Annotated in this window: 17 protein-coding genes; 10 read left to right on the top strand and 7 right to left on the bottom strand. The window is 65.2% G+C overall.

Annotated elements, in window-relative coordinates; translation table 11 throughout:
* Positions 1 to 32: 32 nt before the first annotated feature.
* Both glgX and AB7M16_RS33825 read left to right on the top strand, forming a co-directional pair.
* A complete protein-coding gene (gene glgX, locus AB7M16_RS33830; protein ID WP_453946609.1) occupies positions 33 to 2,270 on the top strand; it encodes a glycogen debranching protein GlgX in 2,238 nt (745 codons plus the stop codon).
* A 290-nt stretch (positions 2,271 to 2,560) separates the two neighbouring features.
* Positions 2,561 to 3,571, top strand: coding sequence for a patatin-like phospholipase family protein (locus tag AB7M16_RS33825; RefSeq protein ID WP_172784465.1), 1,011 nt, complete (start codon positions 2,561 to 2,563; stop codon positions 3,569 to 3,571).
* 208 nt (positions 3,572 to 3,779) lie between these two features.
* Here AB7M16_RS33825 and AB7M16_RS33820 read toward each other — a convergent pair whose 3' ends face one another.
* Positions 3,780 to 4,676, bottom strand: a complete 897-nt coding sequence (locus tag AB7M16_RS33820; RefSeq protein WP_453946608.1) for an SIR2 family NAD-dependent protein deacylase — start codon at positions 4,674 to 4,676, stop codon at positions 3,780 to 3,782.
* Between the two features lie 49 nt (positions 4,677 to 4,725).
* A complete protein-coding gene (locus AB7M16_RS33815) occupies positions 4,726 to 5,163 on the bottom strand; it encodes an NUDIX hydrolase (RefSeq protein ID WP_453946607.1) in 438 nt (145 codons plus the stop codon).
* 157 nt (positions 5,164 to 5,320) lie between these two features.
* Between AB7M16_RS33815 and AB7M16_RS33810 the strand changes: the two genes are divergently transcribed.
* Entirely contained in the window at positions 5,321 to 5,503 is a 183-nt protein-coding gene (locus AB7M16_RS33810; protein ID WP_212256679.1) for a hypothetical protein, read from the top strand.
* Between the two features lie 21 nt (positions 5,504 to 5,524).
* Here the strand turns inward: AB7M16_RS33810 and AB7M16_RS33805 are convergent, their stop codons facing one another.
* The 5 genes from AB7M16_RS33805 to AB7M16_RS33785 form a co-directional block, all read right to left on the bottom strand.
* Complete coding sequence (locus tag AB7M16_RS33805) at positions 5,525 to 5,995, bottom strand: metallophosphoesterase family protein (protein ID WP_453946606.1); 471 nt, start codon at positions 5,993 to 5,995, stop codon at positions 5,525 to 5,527.
* Between the two features lie 14 nt (positions 5,996 to 6,009).
* Entirely contained in the window at positions 6,010 to 6,228 is a 219-nt protein-coding gene (locus AB7M16_RS33800) for a DUF6894 family protein (RefSeq protein ID WP_453946605.1), read from the bottom strand.
* 190 nt (positions 6,229 to 6,418) lie between these two features.
* Positions 6,419 to 8,188: an SDR family oxidoreductase gene (locus AB7M16_RS33795; protein WP_453946604.1), complete on the bottom strand. Its 1,770-nt coding sequence runs from the start codon at positions 8,186 to 8,188 to the stop codon at positions 6,419 to 6,421.
* Between the two features lie 87 nt (positions 8,189 to 8,275).
* Positions 8,276 to 9,208, bottom strand: a complete 933-nt coding sequence (locus tag AB7M16_RS33790) for a hypothetical protein (RefSeq protein WP_453946603.1) — start codon at positions 9,206 to 9,208, stop codon at positions 8,276 to 8,278.
* Positions 9,205 to 9,351: a hypothetical protein gene (locus tag AB7M16_RS33785; protein WP_172784459.1), complete on the bottom strand. Its 147-nt coding sequence runs from the start codon at positions 9,349 to 9,351 to the stop codon at positions 9,205 to 9,207. The genes AB7M16_RS33790 and AB7M16_RS33785 overlap by 4 nt, the downstream gene beginning before the upstream one ends.
* A gap of 206 nt (positions 9,352 to 9,557) precedes the next feature.
* On the opposite strand from AB7M16_RS33785, the gene AB7M16_RS33780 reads away from it, so the two are divergent.
* The 7 genes from AB7M16_RS33780 to AB7M16_RS33750 are packed head-to-tail and all read left to right on the top strand — an operon-like array spanning position 9,558 to position 16,061.
* Positions 9,558 to 10,658, top strand: a complete 1,101-nt coding sequence (locus tag AB7M16_RS33780; protein ID WP_453946602.1) for an inositol-3-phosphate synthase — start codon at positions 9,558 to 9,560, stop codon at positions 10,656 to 10,658.
* The gene (locus AB7M16_RS33775) at positions 10,658 to 11,254 is read left to right on the top strand and encodes a histidine phosphatase family protein (protein ID WP_453946601.1); all 597 of its coding nucleotides are present in this window, start codon (positions 10,658 to 10,660) and stop codon (positions 11,252 to 11,254) included. Before AB7M16_RS33780 ends, AB7M16_RS33775 begins: the two co-directional genes overlap by 1 nt.
* Entirely contained in the window at positions 11,251 to 12,354 is a 1,104-nt protein-coding gene (locus AB7M16_RS33770; RefSeq protein WP_453946600.1) for a CgeB family protein, read from the top strand. Before AB7M16_RS33775 ends, AB7M16_RS33770 begins: the two co-directional genes overlap by 4 nt.
* 2 nt (positions 12,355 to 12,356) lie before the next feature.
* Positions 12,357 to 13,157: a nucleotidyltransferase family protein gene (locus tag AB7M16_RS33765; RefSeq protein ID WP_453946599.1), complete on the top strand. Its 801-nt coding sequence runs from the start codon at positions 12,357 to 12,359 to the stop codon at positions 13,155 to 13,157.
* The gene (locus AB7M16_RS33760) at positions 13,154 to 13,921 is read left to right on the top strand and encodes a TIGR04290 family methyltransferase (protein WP_260383092.1); all 768 of its coding nucleotides are present in this window, start codon (positions 13,154 to 13,156) and stop codon (positions 13,919 to 13,921) included. The genes AB7M16_RS33765 and AB7M16_RS33760 overlap by 4 nt, the downstream gene beginning before the upstream one ends.
* Positions 13,918 to 14,868, top strand: coding sequence for a beta-xylosidase (locus tag AB7M16_RS33755; RefSeq protein WP_453946598.1), 951 nt, complete (start codon positions 13,918 to 13,920; stop codon positions 14,866 to 14,868). The genes AB7M16_RS33760 and AB7M16_RS33755 overlap by 4 nt, the downstream gene beginning before the upstream one ends.
* The gene (locus AB7M16_RS33750) at positions 14,856 to 16,061 is read left to right on the top strand and encodes a phosphopentomutase (protein WP_453946597.1); all 1,206 of its coding nucleotides are present in this window, start codon (positions 14,856 to 14,858) and stop codon (positions 16,059 to 16,061) included. Before AB7M16_RS33755 ends, AB7M16_RS33750 begins: the two co-directional genes overlap by 13 nt.
* Positions 16,062 to 16,110: the final 49 nt, after the last annotated feature.

Genomic DNA, 16,110 nt, shown 5'->3' with positions numbered 1-16,110 from the left:
GGCAATTCGGGGGCAGAAATTCGGGGGCAGAGATGGACCAGCCAGCACATTCAGACGAGGCCCTGACGCGGACGGCCTCGCGCCTGCGCCGCACCCGGATCACCGAAGGCAGACCCTTCCCGCTCGGCGCCACCTGGGATGGCCTCGGCGTCAATTTCGCGCTGTTCTCAGCCCATGCCACCAAGGTCGAGCTCTGCCTGTTCGACGATGCCGGCGAAACCGAGCTCGAGCGCATCGAGCTTCCCGAATATACCGACGAGGTCTGGCACGGCTATCTGCCCTCCGCCCGCCCCGGCACCGTCTACGGCTATCGCGTCCACGGCCCTTACGAGCCCGACGCCGGCCACCGCTTCAATCCCAACAAGCTCGTGCTCGATCCCTACGCCAGGCAGCTGGTCGGCCAGCTCCGCTGGGGACCGGAGCTGTTCGGCTACCGGCTGGATCACGCCGACAAGGACCTCTCCTACGACGAACGCGACAGCGCGCCCTTGATGCAGAAATGCCGCGTCATCGATCCCGCCTTTACCTGGGGCATGGCGCGCAAGCCGGAAGTGCCGTGGGAACGCACGATCTTCTACGAGATGCACGTCAAGGGCTTCACCCAGCTGCATCCGCTGGTGCCGGAAGCCGACCGCGGCACGTTCTCGGGGCTCGCACATTCGGAAATCCCGGCTTACTTGCGCTCGCTCGGCATCACCAGCGCCGAGCTGCTGCCGATCCATGCCTTCGTCGACGACAGCTATCTGGTCGAGAAAGGCCTGCGCAATTACTGGGGCTACAATTCCATCGCCTTCTTCGCTCCTGATCCGCGCTACCTGAAGGCGACGTCTGCGAACGAGTTCAAGGCCACGGTCAACCAGTTTCATGCCCATGGCATCGAGATCATTCTCGACGTCGTGTACAATCACACCGCGGAAGGCAACGAGCTCGGCCCGACCCTGTCGTTCAAGGGCATCGACAACGCCAGCTATTACCGCCTGCTGCCGGACAAGAAGCGCTACTACATCAACGACACCGGCACCGGAAACACCGTCAATCTCTCGCATCAGCGTGTGCTGCAACTCGTCGCCGATTCCTTGCGTTACTGGGCGACCGAGATGCGGGTCGACGGCTTCCGTTTCGATCTCGCCACCATTCTGGCGCGCGAACCCTATGGCTTCGATGAAGGCGGCGGCTTCCTCGACGCCTGCCGCCAGGATCCCGTGCTCTCCAGCGTCAAGCTGATCGCGGAGCCCTGGGACGTCGGGCCCGGTGGCTACCAGGTCGGTCAGTTTCCGCCGGGCTGGGCCGAGTGGAACGACAAGTTCAGGGATACCGCGCGCGCCTTCTGGAAGGGCGATCCGGGCACGCTGGCCGACTTTGCCAAGCGCGTCTCCGGCTCCGGCGACCTCTTCAACAAGCGCGGACGCCGGCCTTGGGCCAGCGTCAACTTCGTCACCGCCCATGACGGCTTCAACCTCAACGACCTCGTCTCGTACAACGACAAGCACAACGAGGCGAATGGCGAGGACAATCGCGACGGTCACAGCAACAACCATTCCTGGAACTGTGGCGTCGAAGGGCCGACCACCGACCCGGAGATCATCGCCTTGCGCGAGCGCCAGAAGCGGAATCTGCTGGCAACGATGCTGCTGTCCCACGGCACGCCGATGCTGTTCGCGGGCGACGAGTTCGGGCACACCCAGAACGGCAACAACAACGCGTACGCCCAGGACAACGAGACCACCTGGCTCAACTGGATGGGCATCACCGCGAACGGCCGCAGCCTGCGCGAGTTCGTGCGCAAGCTGATCGCCACCCGCAAGGCGTTTCCGATCCTCTACCGCAGCCGCTTCCTGGTCGGCTCGCACAACGAGGAGCTCGACGTCAAGGACGTGACCTGGCTGTCGCCATCGGGCGAGGAGATGACGACGGAGCAATGGCAGGACGGCAATGCCAAATGCTTCGGCATGCTGCTCGACGGCCGCGCGCAGGAGACCGGCATCAAGCGCCGCGGCTCGGATGCGACCATGCTGCTGGTCTACAACGCGCACCATGACGTCGTGAATTTCACCCTGCCGGAAGTCACCGACGGACGCAGCTGGCTCGGCCTGATCGACACCAATCGTCCCGACGCGCCGATGGCCGAGTTCGAGTTCGGGCATGCTTACGCGGTGACCGCGCGCTCGCTGGTGGTGTTTGGCCTTGCGAACGACAGCATCGCGACGCGGCGCCTCCGCCAAGGCCTCGGCGCGCTGATGGACATCGCCGACACGCCCCTGCCCGAGTAGCCGCGTGCCGTTCGCTCGCGATCAGCGATCGACTTCGCCGAAAACGATGAGCCAGCGAGCCAAGAATGGCCGGGACGTCCGCCAGCAATGCCCCTTACAGCCGAAAATCCATCGCTTGAGCCTTTGGAACACCGCATCAAGAGCCGCGTTCAATGTCGGAATTGGAGACTTGAGATGAATGTCGATTGCTCGCCGCCGCTCTCGCGATCAATCCTCGCTACGCCTGCGCGCGCCGTTACAGGAGTTACCGGTGATCGGCCCGACCAACCGACCGGCAACTGGCGCTCGTCTTGACCGACCGTGCAGCTGGACCGGGCGGCGCGAGCGCAGCCGAGCGCCCTCTCTCCGCCGTCGCGTTCTCGGGCGGTCTCGGCCTCGGCGCCTATCATGGCGGTGTGTTTGAAGCACTCACTTCGCTTCGGCTGCCGATCGACTGGGTGACCGGTTCGTCGGCAGGAGCCATCACGGCTGCGTTGATCGCGGGGAGCGCGCGCGACGACCGGCTGCGGAATTTACGCAGCTATTGGCATGCGCCAAGCAGTCCAACCGACGTGCCGAACGCGAGCCGCCATACGTTCGCGTGGCTGAGCTCCATCAGTACGCGCGTGCTGGGCCATTCGGGATTCTTCCATCCCCGCCTCCCGATTCCGGCTTCTCACTACGGCGGCCTCTACGATCTCGGCCCGACCCGCGAACGCCTGCAGCGCTTGATCGATTTCGGACGTCTGAACGGCGGCGATCCGCGCGTCACGATCTGCGCCACCGACGTCGAGAGCGGCGATGCCGTGTTGTTCGACACCGCGTCGGAGCGGATCGAAATGGACCATATCCTGGCCAGCTGCGGGTTTCTCCCTGAATTCGCTCCGGTGCAGATCGCCGGCCGCTGGCTCGTCGACGGCGGGTTCTCGCTGAACGCGCCGTTCGACCCGATCCTCGAAACTGCAGGCCCGCTCCGCCTCTATGTGGTCGATCTGTTTCCGCGCGACGGCAAGGTCCCTGACGGGCTCGAGGCCGCGTCGGAGCGCAAGAGTGACCTGACCTTCGGCAATCAGACCTTCCAGCGCCTCGGCTACGCTCTCGAAGCCCGTCAGCTCCGCGCCGAGCTCCAGGACCTCCACTACGACGACGAGGTCCATCTCCTGAGCTACCGCCCGGGCCGCGAGGAAGCCGGGCCGGAAAAATCCTTCGATCTGTCTGAGACAGCCATGGCGCAGCGCTGGTGCGCCGGCTTTCTGGACATGCAATATGCCGCAAGCCTCACGCCAGTCCCGAACGAGATCTGCAGCGTGCGGCGGCCCTAAAGCGGAATGGCTTTAGGTTGAATCATTTGCCACGGGCTCGGTGCAACCTCTCCCGCTTGCGGGAGAGGGAGCGCCGAAGGCGCGGGTGAGGGTTTTCTCCTCTAGGGGGCTATCCCATTGCGGAAACACCCTCTCCCCAGCCCTCTCCCGCAAGCGGGAGAGGGAGTGCACTTACCTTGTGGCAATCAAACCTGATCTCATCACGCATTTAGTGATGTCTGTCGGTGTCGGGACGCTCGCTACGCGCTGTCTTGCCGCCGAGCCGCTCGCGAATGTCGCACAGCAGCTGCCTGAGACCGTCATCGGCAGCCATGCCGTCGGGCGGGGCGATCGTGGTAATGCCCCAGTTCGCGAGCACTGCCTCCTGCACCGGGTTGCGCTGCGCGACGAACACGAAGGATCGCGGCCGGTCCTGGCTGTGCCCGGACTCGTCCCAGATCTGCCAGATCCGGTGCAGCAGCAGGCGAATGTTCGGATCGGACATGCTGTATCCGACGAAGAGCAGCGTGCTTCCCAGCGCATCGGCGCGAAAGCGGATATCCAGCGGGGAATTGAAGGCGAGCCGGTTGAGAAAGTCGGTCTCGGTCAGAACGAGCGAGGCATCATCGTCGAAATCGCCGTGGAATTTGATGATGTGGGTGACACCGGCACGAGCGCTCGCGATCTCCTTCGCGTTGCTGATCTTCGCAAAGGGCTTTTTCAGGACGTCGAATGCGGTTTCGAGATTGCGGTCGTAATTGGTGGTGTAGATGACCGGAAAATCCAACTCGACGATCATCCGATGCAGCTCCGAAGCCGCGATCTTCTCGGGATCGACACGCCAATTGCGGTCGAGCCAGCTGCGCAGCGGGCCGATTCCGCCGCGCCTGATCCGGTAATATTCCGCGAGCATCTGATAGCCGCCGTGCATTCCGTCGATGACGTCGCGTTCGAGGCCGAGATCGTCCAAGAGGTGATCGATCAGCGACTGCCAGGACGGCAAGCCGACCGCCATCGAGACCCCGGCGCCGACGAACAGCACCGCGCGGCGTCGCTCGATCGCCGCTGCCAGGATTTCATGAGGCGGCCGCTCCTCGGATATGAGCCCTGTCGTTTGTTGGTCCATCAAGCTTGAATGACGGGGCGCGCGAGGCGTTCCTAAGGCTGACTACCCCTCACCGGCTCGGCGGCGAGGATGCCTCGCGCACCGTCCGCGCCGCGAAGCGGGCGATCAGGCGCCGGAGCTGCGCCTTGTGCACCAGGCGCGCCGCCGTCTTGGGCGAGACCCAGATGGCTTCCCGCTCTCCCTTCTCGGGCCACCAGCGCTCCCGCCCGTGCACCTTCATGGGGAAGACGGCAACGTTCATGGTCCGCTTGCGATCGCCCTTTCGCTTGCGGTGCTTGAAGCTGCCCAAGGCGCGCGTTGCCACGACACCGACCAGGCCCGCCTCCTCATAGGCCTCGAGCGCTGCCGTCAGATGCGGCTCCTTGTTGCGCATCGGCGATCCCTTCGGGACGCTCCACCGGCGCTTGCGCCTGGTCGTGATCAGCATCACCCGCAGCTCGGACTTGTCCAGACGAAACGGCAGAGCGGCAAATTGCTTCTTTCCCATCGGGCGCCTCCAACTCGCGTTCGATAAGCGAGCGCCGCAGCCATGGTTCCTGTTCTGCGCAGCGGCGCCTCATCCACGCAGGGAACACCCTGCTGTCACCTGGGTTATTTAAAGGGCGGTGGCACAACGCCATCGTGCGAGCTCGACAGGGAAACATATGCCGAAGGCAACTGAAAACGACCCGCGAGAGACACCGCTTGACGATCCGCGCCAGCAGACGGACATGCCGACGCACCGGCAAACGAACAAGCCGTGGCAAGGCAATCCCGAGAAGGACCAGATCGATCCGAAACGGCCGCCGGTGGATCTGGAGCGTTGGCAGAAATCGAAGACGCACTAGGCAGCGGCCGCTGGCTGGCCGTCACATCCGGTCGAGATCATGAATGACGGGCCGCAGTGGCCCGGCGGAATCGAGGTCGAGCGTTGCCAGCGTAATCGGCAGCTTGAAGCGTCGCTTCCCTGCACTGCCCGGGTTCAGATAAAGCACGCCTTCCCTGGTCTCGATCCGCACGCGGTGGGAATGCCCTGAGACCACGACGTCGATGCCGCGCTCGGCAGGATCGATCGCCAGCTCGTTGAGGTCGTGCAGAACGTAGAAGCCGCGACCGCCGAGGCGCAGCGTTTGCGTTTCAGGATAGCGTTCAGCCCACGCGCCCCGGTCCACGTTTCCTCTGATCGCGGTGACAGGGGCGATGCGGCCAAGCCCGCCCATCACAGCCTGGGCGCCGATGTCGCCGGCGTGGATGATGTGCGAGACGCCGGCGAGGCAGCGCTCCGCCTCGGGCCTCAACAGCCCATGCGTGTCGGCAATCACCCCAATCCTGAAGGTCATGTCAGATCATCGCTTCAGTGCAAGACGTCCAACGGCACCCGGCCGATTTCCTCACCATCCTCGTTCGTGACGAGGATCGCGAAGTGACGGCCCTTGAGCTCGGGACGCTGCGCGAGCAGACGCCGCGCAATTTCTTCGGCAACGTCCAGGGCCTGCATGTCATCCGGCAACTCGGCACCTCCTTCGTCTGCCACGGTTTTAGAATCCACCAAATCAAAATGATAGCGCGGCACGTCTGGCCCTCAGCTTTTCCCGCAGGAACGCCCGGTCTCGAAGCTTCGTTCCGGCGGGGGAGCCATCTGCGGTCCAGCAGACAATACGTCGTGACGGTGGACGGAGGCCACGGCTCGTTCGGCGCCAAGCTCGGCGATTGCGTCAGGGCCTATGCCTTGCCGGAGCGACGGCAACAGACGAGCGGCGGCGTCACGCGCGGCGCCGCCGCGTCCGCGCGCGGGAGCGGTACGGACGGCCGGCCCTCGATGCCGCGAACGCCAGGCCGGCAGCGATCCCGAGCACCACGAGCCCCTTGCTGAGCACAGCGGCGGGCGGAACTTGCTTCCGCGCCAGCCAGCCGCCGTCGACGGACGTGCCCTGCGGAGCCGCTTCGAGCATGGTGCCTTCGTTCCTCGCGGCGGGACGCGCGCGCGACAGCAGCCAGCGGAATGCTGCTCCCAGGATATTCTCGGTGATCCCAGGGGCAATCGCATAGGCCAATTGCCCGGCGCGCGCCGGCCACCCCACCGCCACCTCGTCACGAGGCGCGTGGGCGAGGCGCAGGAAGGTCTGAGCCACGTCTTCGGATTGATAAAGCAGCGGGCCAGGATCGAGCCTTCGTCCGGAGGCGTTAGCGCCGTGGACGAAGCCCGGCGTATCGACGATGGACGGGAAGACGCCGCAGACATGAATGTCGGGACGAGCCCGGAGCTCCTGACGCAAGCTTGCGGTGAAGCCGCGCAGGCCGAACTTGCTGGCGGTATAGGCTGCGGCGAAGGGCGTCGGCGCCCAGCCACCGAGCGAGATGTTGTTGATCAGGACACCGCGGTTCTGGCGGAGGAAGATCGGAAGCACCGCGAACGCGCCATGCATGGTGCCGAGCAGATTGACCTCGATGGTGCGGCGATGGAGCGCGATATCCGCATCCTGATAGGCCCCGAACACGCCGGTGCCGGCGTTGTTGATCCAGACGTCGATGCCGCCGAAGGCCTCGTCCGCCGCACCGGCCAGACGCTGCACCGCCTGCGCGTCAGTGACGTCGGTCGGCACGGCCAGGGCCCGGCCTCCGAGCGCCTCACATTCGGCAGCAAGGCGCATCAAGACCTCGCCGCGGCGCGCCGCGAGGACCACGCTCGCGCCCTCGCGGGCAAAAGCCAGCGCCGCGGCACGCCCGATTCCACTGGAGGCGCCGGTGACGACGACGCGGGTGCCGACCACCTGCCGCTGCTCGCGTCCCGAAACGTCTGCGGGAAGCAGCCAGCGCAGCGATCGCCGCAGGCGCGCCGTTCCCTGGGTTTCGAACCAGTCGCCATGCGCAAAGATCACCCGCTCCGGAGCCAGCTTCACCAGCCGCTCGGCCGCAGCCTGCGCCGAACGGCCGCCGAGACGCAGCAGCAGCCGCAGATAGACCGGGGCCTTCCCGTCCGGCTTGGCAATGCCGAGCAGGTTCGCCGCAGCCGCATTCGAGGCGCTGAGGTGGTGGGGATCGAGGTTCTGCACGATATCGGTCAGAACCAGCGTCCGGCTCCGCCGGTCGAACAGCTCGACCTCGGAGAACATCGGAGCATTCACCGACAATGTTTGGAGGTCGGCGGCCCATTCCTCCGGCGTCGTGTCTCCAATTTCGCGATCGATACGGATGCCGGCCGCCCGCACCTGCCCGCGCGCCGCAAGGCCGCGCGCGGCAAAGATCGCGGCCTGCGGCAGCTGCCTTTGCCATTCAGGCAGAAACATCCAATGCGCGATATTCGGCGCAAGCAGGTACCTGATCGAGCCCAGCCGCTCCAGCTCCTGGCGCAGAGCGGGCGAATAACGCACCGGCGAATGCAGCACGAGGTCGCCATTCGACAAGCGGATGACGGTCATCCGCACGGGCAGTTGCAGGCCGGCGGCGCTGATCGGCTTGTCATCCAGGATCCAGATATCGTCCGTCACCCGCGACAGGCTGGCGGTCGACACAGCGGCGTCGGAACTTTGCATGAGCGTCTTTCCCTCGCGAGGACGTTGCTCCAAAGCGCGTGGGCGACGCTCGTTCCTCAGCAATGTCTTGGAAATAATGGTCTGGAATCACGTCGCCGCAGTGGCTCGACCTGCTTCGAGGCGCGCCCGCAGCGCGTCGCGGACTTCGGCGACGACATGGCCCCAATCGCCCGGCCGTCTTTGGTGAAACAGGCGCAGGCTCGGATACCAGAACGAGCGCGCGCCGGATGGAGGCCAGCGCCAGTCGCAATCGGCATGAAGCAAGACCCAGGCCTCGCATCCAAGCGCGCCCGCAAGGTGTGCGACCATGGTATCGACACATACGACGAGATCGAGCTGCCGCAGGCGATGGCCGAGAGCTGTGATGTCGGGCGTGCTGACGTCCCGCGCTCCGATCGCCGCGAGCTCTTCGGTGCTGGCGCCGCGCTGGAGCGAATGGAGCGTGACGCCGAACCCTGCGAGGTTGCGCAACAAGACGGCCGGCACCTCCCGCCGCTTGTCCCACTCACCGACCTTCCAGACCAGGCCGACGGCCAGACCTTGTTCTCTTCGGGGCGGCCGAACGGCAAGTGGAGGCAGCGCCAGGTAAGGCCCGCGCATTTCGACCTGATCCCGTCGGGCTCGGATCGCGTGCGGCACCTCCATGATCTCGATGTCGACCTCGAAAGCGATCTCGGGCGCACCATCATGCAGCGGGATCGCACGATCGACGCCCGCGGCGCCCACGACCAGCGGCAGCAGCTCGGGTTGACACCACAGGGTCACGCTGCGCGCAATCGCGCGAAGCGGACTCATGAAGCGCAGGAACTGGATGGTGTCGCCGAGCCCGTGATAGCAGCGCACCAGCACGTGCTTACCCTTGAGGTCCTCGCCGCGCCAGATGCGCTGCAGATGGCGCGGGCCGGTGTGCTTGGGCGGATGTGCGATCTCCAGCAGATCACGATCATTGACCATCCAGGCCCGAGCGAAATCGCCCGCCCTGATCGCTTCCGCCCAGCAACCGGGCGCCCTCGACGTCATGTCACCTCTCTTTGACGAACCGGGCGATGAGCCCGTACCGCACCGAACCATTGGCCGACAAACGCGGGCCGGAATGATTGGTTCTTCGCGGCAGATTCGAAGCGGTCGTGCGAGGCGAGCATCATCTTCTTCATCTTCATCATGAAAGCTGTTCGTTCCCGGTTGGCGGTTCGGGAATCTATCCCATGTTAAGCGCGTCGCATTTTGTCGCGATGAATCGCCCAAGCCCTGCCGCTCGCATCTCCTTTCCAGGAACGAACATACCTTCCGCACGTTCGCCGACGTACTTACACCGACTCTTGCACCGACTCTTGCACCGACGCCGCGTGTTTCCGGAGGGCTTCATTCCATGCATTCTCGTCTTCAAGACAGGCGCCGCGTGCGCGTCGGACTCGTCGGCGTCGGCAATTGCGCGAGCTCCTTCGTCCAGGGCCTCACCTACTACCGGAACGCCAAGTCGAACGAGCCGGTCCCGGGACTGATGAACGCGGACCTCGGCGGTTACCATATCAGCGACATCCAGATTGCGTCGGCCTTCGACGTCAACGCCAACAAGGTCGGCCGCGACGTCGCCGATGCGATCTTCGCGGCGCCCAACAACACGCACCGCTTCTCCGACGTCGCGCCGACAGGCGTGATCGTCCAGCGCGGTCCGGTCCTGGATGGCATCGGCCAATATCTCACCGACGACGTTCCGGTTGCGGACGTGCCGGAGGCCGACGTGTCCGAAGTGCTGGCGATGTCCCGCACCGACGTTCTGGTATCCTATCTTCCGGTCGGCTCGCAGCGCGCCAGCGAGTGGTATGCGGCGCGCGCCATCGAGGCCGGCTGCGGCTACGTCAATTGCATTCCGGTTTTCATCGCCTCCAATTCGGAGTGGCGGCGCCGCTTCGAGGAGGCCGGCCTGCCGATCGTCGGCGACGACATCAAGAGCCAGGTCGGTGCCACCATCCTGCATCGCGTGCTCGCCAATCTGTTCCGTGACCGCGGCGTGCGGCTCGACCGCACCTACCAGCTCAATGTCGGCGGCAACACCGATTTCAAGAACATGCTCGAGCGGGAGCGGCTGGCCTCGAAGAAGATCTCCAAGACCCAGGCCGTGACCAGCCAGTTCGACGTCCCCATGGACCCCGACAACATCCATGTCGGACCGAGCGATCACGTGCCATGGCTCACCGACCGCAAGCTCGCCTTCATCCGCCTGGAGGGAACGACGTTCGGCGGCGTTCCCTTGAGCGCCGAGGTCAAGCTCGAGGTCTGGGACTCCCCGAACTCGGCCGGCGTCGTGATCGACGCGGTGCGTTGTGCCAAGCTCGCCATGGACCGCGGCCAGGCCGGAGCGCTGACCGGCCCTTCCAGCTATTTCATGAAATCGCCGCCGCAGCAGTTCACCGACGAAGAGGCCGGACGGCGGACACGCGCCTTCATCGACGACAAGGCGCTTGCGTGATGGCTGGGATCATCCATCTCGTCCGGCACGGTCACCATGCCCTGCTCGGCCGCATCCTGTGCGGCCGGATGAAAGGCGTCGAGCTCAGCGATCTCGGCTGTGAGGAGATGGCACGCTGTGCCGGCACCATCGCGCCGCGGCCATCGCTCATTCAGTCCAGCCCGCAACGGCGCTGCGTGCAATCGGCCTGCATCCTCGCCGCGCATTTCAGGCTGCCGGTGGAGATCGTCCCCGCCCTCGACGAGCTCGATTATGGCGAATGGACCGGACGATCGTTCGACGACCTGGCGCCGGATCGTCGATGGTCGCGCTGGAACGGGCGACGCGGCACGAGCCGCCCGCCCGGCGGCGAGACCATGCGGTCGCTTCAGAACCGCGTGGTCGCTCATCTGGAGCAGCTGCGTGGCGATCGCAATCTCGGTGCCGCCGTCCTCGTCAGCCACGCCGAGCCGATCCGCGCCGCGCTCCTGCACTATTCGCGCACGCCGCTCGACCAGTTTCTTTCGATCGAGATCGATCCTGCCAGCATCAGCACGCTCCGCGCCGACGCCCGCGGCATGAAGATCACCGGGATCAACCAGCGGGTGCCGGCGTGAAGATCGTCATCTTCGGCCTGACAATCTCCTCATCCTGGGGCAACGGGCATGCCACCTTGTGGCGCGGCTTCTGCAAGCATCTCGCGCGGTCGGGGCACAGTATCGTCTTCTTCGAGCGCGACGTTCCCTATTATGCCGGTGCCCGGGATCTCCAGGAACTGCCGGGCGGCGCGCTCCGGCTGTTCGCGAACTGGGACGATGTGCGGCAGGCGGCAAGCGCCGAAATCCGTGATGCCGACGTTGCGATCGTGACTTCCTATTGTCCCGATGCGATTGCCGCGACCGAGCTGATCCTCTTCGAAGGTCGTGCTGTTCCCGTGTTCTACGACCTCGATACGCCGATCACGCTGGCAAAGCTCGACGCCGGCGAGCCCGTCCCCTATATCGGTCCGCGCGGCCTGCAGGATTTTGAGCTGGTGCTCAGCTTCACCGGCGGACCTCACGTTGCGGATGAATTCCGCAATCGGCTCGGGGCGCGGGATACCCGGGCGCTTTATGGGCATGTCGACACAGACATCCACCATCAGGTCATGCCGCAGCCGCATTATCGCGCCGATTTGTCCTATCTCGGCACCTACTCCGAAGATCGCCAGCGCACGCTCGGGACACTTTTCGTCGCGCCCGCGCGGGCGCGCCAGGACCTCCGCTTCCTGATCGGCGGCGCGCAATATCCGGACGATTTCCCGTGGTCGCCCAACATCTATTTCGTGCGGCACCTGCCGCCGTCCGAGCACGCACCGTTCTTTGCCTCGTCGCGGCTAACGCTCAACGTCACCCGCCGGGCCATGGCGGAAATGGGCTGGTGCCCATCCGGCCGGCTGTTCGAGGCCGCGGCCTGCGGCGCCCCGCTGCTGAGCGACCACTGGCCCGGAATAGCGGACTTCTTCGCGCCCGGAGAGGAAATCCTGATCGCACGCGACGAGCACGACGCGCTCGCCGCGCTCGCGATGCCGGATGCCGAGCTCAGGCGGATGGCCCGGCGCGCTTATGACCGCACCATGGACCAGCACACATCCGACAAGCGCGCGCGTGAACTGATCTTAATGCTCGAGCAGATGACGTCGAGCCACGTCAGCCGGCAACAAATCGAGGAGGCCTGATCATGTGGGGCATCGTTCCGGCCGCGGGCCGCGGCAGCCGAATCCAGCCGCTTGCGTTCTCGAAGGAATTGCTGCCGGTCGGCAGCCGGAGCGACGACGGTACGGACCGTCCCTGCGCCGTCTCCGAATATCTGCTGGAGCGCCTCATCCTCGGCGGCGCCGACAAGATCTGCTTCGTGATCTCGCCCGGCAAGTCCGACATCCTGGAATATTTCGGCGACCATTACGGCAGCGCCGAGCTCGCCTATGTGGTGCAGCCCGAAGCCTCCGGCCTGTGCGACGCCGTGTTCAGGGCAAGCACCGTCGTCGGGCAGCACGAGGATGTCATGGTCGGCCTGCCCGACACGGTCTGGTTTCCCAAGGCGGCCCTGCAGTCCCTGCCCGATGCAGACCTCTCGTTCCTGCTGTTCCCGGTCGAGCATCCCGAATTCTTCGATGCGGTCGTGCTGGACGGCGAGCAGGTGACGGAGATCCAGGTCAAGCAGCCGAATGCAAGCTCGCGCTGGATCTGGGGTGCTTTCAAGATGTCGGCGCACGGCTTCCGCCAGCTGCAGTCGCTGTGGCACGCACGCGAACGCCGCGACGAATATTTCGGGACGCTGGTCAATGCCTATCTTGCGGCCGGCGGCAACGGCATCGGCGTCAGGGCCGGCGAATCCTACGTCGATGTCGGCACCATCGACGGCTATCGCACGGCGATGGCCCTGCTTGCCGAGAGCGCCGAGGGCCGTTCCAAGTTGCGGGCCCGCGCCTCATCGGACGGAGCCCGGCCGGTCACTGTGAACAACGGAGCGATTGCATGACCATAGGCGCCCTCTCCCGTGAGGAAATCCGCCAGCGTGTCGATGCGCTGGGGCCATGGTTTCACAATCTCGACCTCCAGGGCGTGCCGACCGCGCCGTCGCACTTTCTCGGCGACTATCCCAATGTGAAGTGGCAGCGCTTCTCCGGCATCATCCCGGACCGGCTCGAAGGCAAGACCGTGCTCGATATCGGCTGCAATGCCGGCTTCTACGCCATGGAGATGAAACGGCGCGGCGCCGAGCGCGTGCTCGGCCTCGACACCGACGAGGAATATCTGGCCCAGGCCCGCTTCGCGGCCGAGGTCAACGGGCTCAGGATCGAATTTCGCAAGATGTCGGCCTATGATGTCGGGCAGCTCCGTGAACAATTCGACCTCGTGATCTTCATGGGCGTGCTCTATCATCTGCGACACCCGCTGCTGGCGCTGGACCTGATCCATGAGCATGTCGCCGGCGATCTCCTGCTGTTCCAGTCGATGCAGCGCGGCGACAGCCACGTCGATGCGATCGAGAAGAACTACGACTTCTGGACCACCGACCAGTTCGGTTCCTCCGGCTACCCGAAGCTGCACTTCATCGAGCACAAATATGCCGACGACCCCACCAATTGGTGGGTGCCCAATCGCGCCTGCGTCGAGGCCATGCTGCGCAGCGCCGGCTTTGCCATCGCGGCCCATCCCGAGGAGGAAGTCTACCTGTGCAAGCGCACGACGCGGCCGCAGGCTGACGGGCCGGTCTATCCGTCACGGGAGGCGGGCCGATGATCGAGGCGGCCAAGATCTGGAACGAGCCCAACAACAAGTCGCATTGGGACATCCTGATCGACCCGGACTGGGCGATGTTCGCCAACCTGGCGCTCGCGGCCGGAAAGGCCATCCGCAGCGCGTATCCGACCTTGCCGCGCGTGCTCGGTGGCATCTCGCCGATCGACCCGTCCTTCATGCGCAACATGCAGGCGCGCGGCGTGCTCGATCACGTCGACGCCGTCGCCGTGCACGGCTTCCCGCTCGACTGGAATTTATGGCAGATCGGAGAATGGCCGGCCAAGATCGAGGAGATCAGGGCCGTCACCTCGCTCCCGGTCTGGGTGACCGAGGTCGGCGTCTCCTCGTTCGGCGCCGAGGAGGTGCAGGCGTGGGGCCTGTCGCGCACCGCCGAGCTTCTGATCGGCCGCGCGCCGCGCATCCATTGGTACAGCCTCTACGATCTCCCTTCGGCCTGGGAGGCGACCACCCGGCACAAGGAGGCGGAGGGATCTTCCTACTACCGGCATTTCCACATGGGCCTGCTGCGCGAGGATGGAACGCCGAAAGCCGCCGCGGAGCTGTTCGGGCAATATGCCGCCGACATGGGCCTGTGCCAGTGGTTTCACTTCGAGGACCATCGCCTCGATGACGCCGTGCGCTGGATGCGCCGCTTTGGCGTGAGGCACTTGCGGACCGGGCTGTCATGGGCCGACAGCTTCCGTCCCAACGCGCTGGACTGGTTCGACCGCCAGATGGATGCGCTGGCCGAATTCGAGGTCACCGTGACGTTCTGCTTCACGCCGGAGCACCGCGGTCTCGAACCGCATCACACCAGCCCGCCGCTCGACGTCAACGAGTTCGCCGACTTCTGCGCGCAGATGATCGAGCGCTATTGCACCAAGACCGGTCTCGCCGCCTCCATTGGCGCCTCTCCACCGATCAGGGAGCCGACATGCGTGCCCTGATCCTGGTGATGGATTCCGTCGGAATCGGCGCGGCGCCCGACGCTGTCAATTACGGCGACGAGGGTGCCGACACCGTCGGCCACATCGCGGATGCGTGCATGGCCGGCCGTGCCAATGGTCCGCAACGGGAGGGCCCGCTGCGCCTGCCCAATCTCGTGGCGCTGGGCCTTGGCGAGGCCTGCCGCCTCTCCACGGGCCGGATCCCGCCCGGGCTCGACGGCCGGACACAACATGCGCGCTATGGCTGCGCCAGCGAGATCTCGAGGGGCAAGGACACGCCATCAGGCCATTGGGAAATCGCCGGCGTCCCTGTCGCGTTCGATTGGGGCTATTTTCCTAAGGTCCAACCCTGCTTCCCGCCCGCTCTCGTAACGAAGCTGTGCGAACAAGGCGGACTGCCCGGCATCCTCGGCAATTGCCACGCTTCCGGCACCGACATCATCGCCGAATTCGGCGAGCGCCACATGCGCAGTGGCGAGCCGATCTGCTACACCTCGGCCGACAGCGTGTTCCAGATCGCGGCGCACGAGGAGACGTTCGGGCTCGAGCGGCTCTACGACGTCTGCGCGGTCGCGAGGCGGCTGGTCGATCCCCTCAACATTGGGCGCGTCATCGCGCGTCCGTTCGTCGGAACGAGCGCGGACAATTTCAAGCGCAGCTCGCACCGGCGCGATTTCTCGGTACCGCCGCCCGAGCGAACCATCCTCGACCTTGCAGAAACTGCCGGCCGCGACATCGTGACGATCGGCAAGATCGACGACATCTTCGCTCATCGCGGCACCGGGCGAAACCTGCGCGGCGACGGCAATGCGGCGCTTTTCGATGCCACGCTCGATGGGCTGGCAGGCCTTGCAGAAGGCGGGCTGTTGTTCGCGAACTTCATCGATTTCGACACGCTCTACGGCCACCGTCGCGACGTCGCGGGCTACGCCGCGGCGCTTGAAGCCTTCGACGCCCGCCTACCCGAGCTGCTGAGCCGGCTGCGAAGCGACGATCTCCTGATCATCACCGCCGATCATGGCTGCGATCCGACCTGGAATGGCACCGATCACACGCGTGAGCAGGTCCCGATCCTGACGTGGGCCGCACAATCGATGTCTCCGATCGGCCGGCGCGCCGGCTTTGCCGACATCGGCGCGACCGTTGCAAGACATCTCGACCTGCCGGCGCCGCTTCATGGCGCGCATTTCTAGCCGGGATTCACCTGGGTTATTGATCCAGGTTAGAGAACTTTTCGTTTGT

The sequence above is a fragment of the Bradyrhizobium sp. USDA 372 genome (genome assembly GCF_053629095.1).
Note: the sequence above shows the minus strand (reverse complement) of the source record. Positions and strands in the feature narration are given on the sequence as shown.

Coding starts and splice junctions, on each gene's coding strand:
- glgX (WP_453946609.1), top strand. CDS start 33: ATGGACCAGCCAGCACATTCAGACGAGGCCCTGACGCGGACGGCCTCG.
- AB7M16_RS33820 (WP_453946608.1), bottom strand. CDS start 4,676: ATGGACCAACAAACGACAGGGCTCATATCCGAGGAGCGGCCGCCTCAT.
- AB7M16_RS33815 (WP_453946607.1), bottom strand. CDS start 5,163: ATGGGAAAGAAGCAATTTGCCGCTCTGCCGTTTCGTCTGGACAAGTCC.
- AB7M16_RS33810 (WP_212256679.1), top strand. CDS start 5,321: ATGCCGAAGGCAACTGAAAACGACCCGCGAGAGACACCGCTTGACGAT.
- AB7M16_RS33805 (WP_453946606.1), bottom strand. CDS start 5,995: ATGACCTTCAGGATTGGGGTGATTGCCGACACGCATGGGCTGTTGAGG.
- AB7M16_RS33795 (WP_453946604.1), bottom strand. CDS start 8,188: ATGCAAAGTTCCGACGCCGCTGTGTCGACCGCCAGCCTGTCGCGGGTG.
- AB7M16_RS33790 (WP_453946603.1), bottom strand. CDS start 9,208: ATGACGTCGAGGGCGCCCGGTTGCTGGGCGGAAGCGATCAGGGCGGGC.
- AB7M16_RS33785 (WP_172784459.1), bottom strand. CDS start 9,351: ATGATGAAGATGAAGAAGATGATGCTCGCCTCGCACGACCGCTTCGAA.
- AB7M16_RS33780 (WP_453946602.1), top strand. CDS start 9,558: ATGCATTCTCGTCTTCAAGACAGGCGCCGCGTGCGCGTCGGACTCGTC.
- AB7M16_RS33775 (WP_453946601.1), top strand. CDS start 10,658: ATGGCTGGGATCATCCATCTCGTCCGGCACGGTCACCATGCCCTGCTC.
- AB7M16_RS33765 (WP_453946599.1), top strand. CDS start 12,357: ATGTGGGGCATCGTTCCGGCCGCGGGCCGCGGCAGCCGAATCCAGCCG.
- AB7M16_RS33760 (WP_260383092.1), top strand. CDS start 13,154: ATGACCATAGGCGCCCTCTCCCGTGAGGAAATCCGCCAGCGTGTCGAT.
- AB7M16_RS33755 (WP_453946598.1), top strand. CDS start 13,918: ATGATCGAGGCGGCCAAGATCTGGAACGAGCCCAACAACAAGTCGCAT.
- AB7M16_RS33750 (WP_453946597.1), top strand. CDS start 14,856: ATGCGTGCCCTGATCCTGGTGATGGATTCCGTCGGAATCGGCGCGGCG.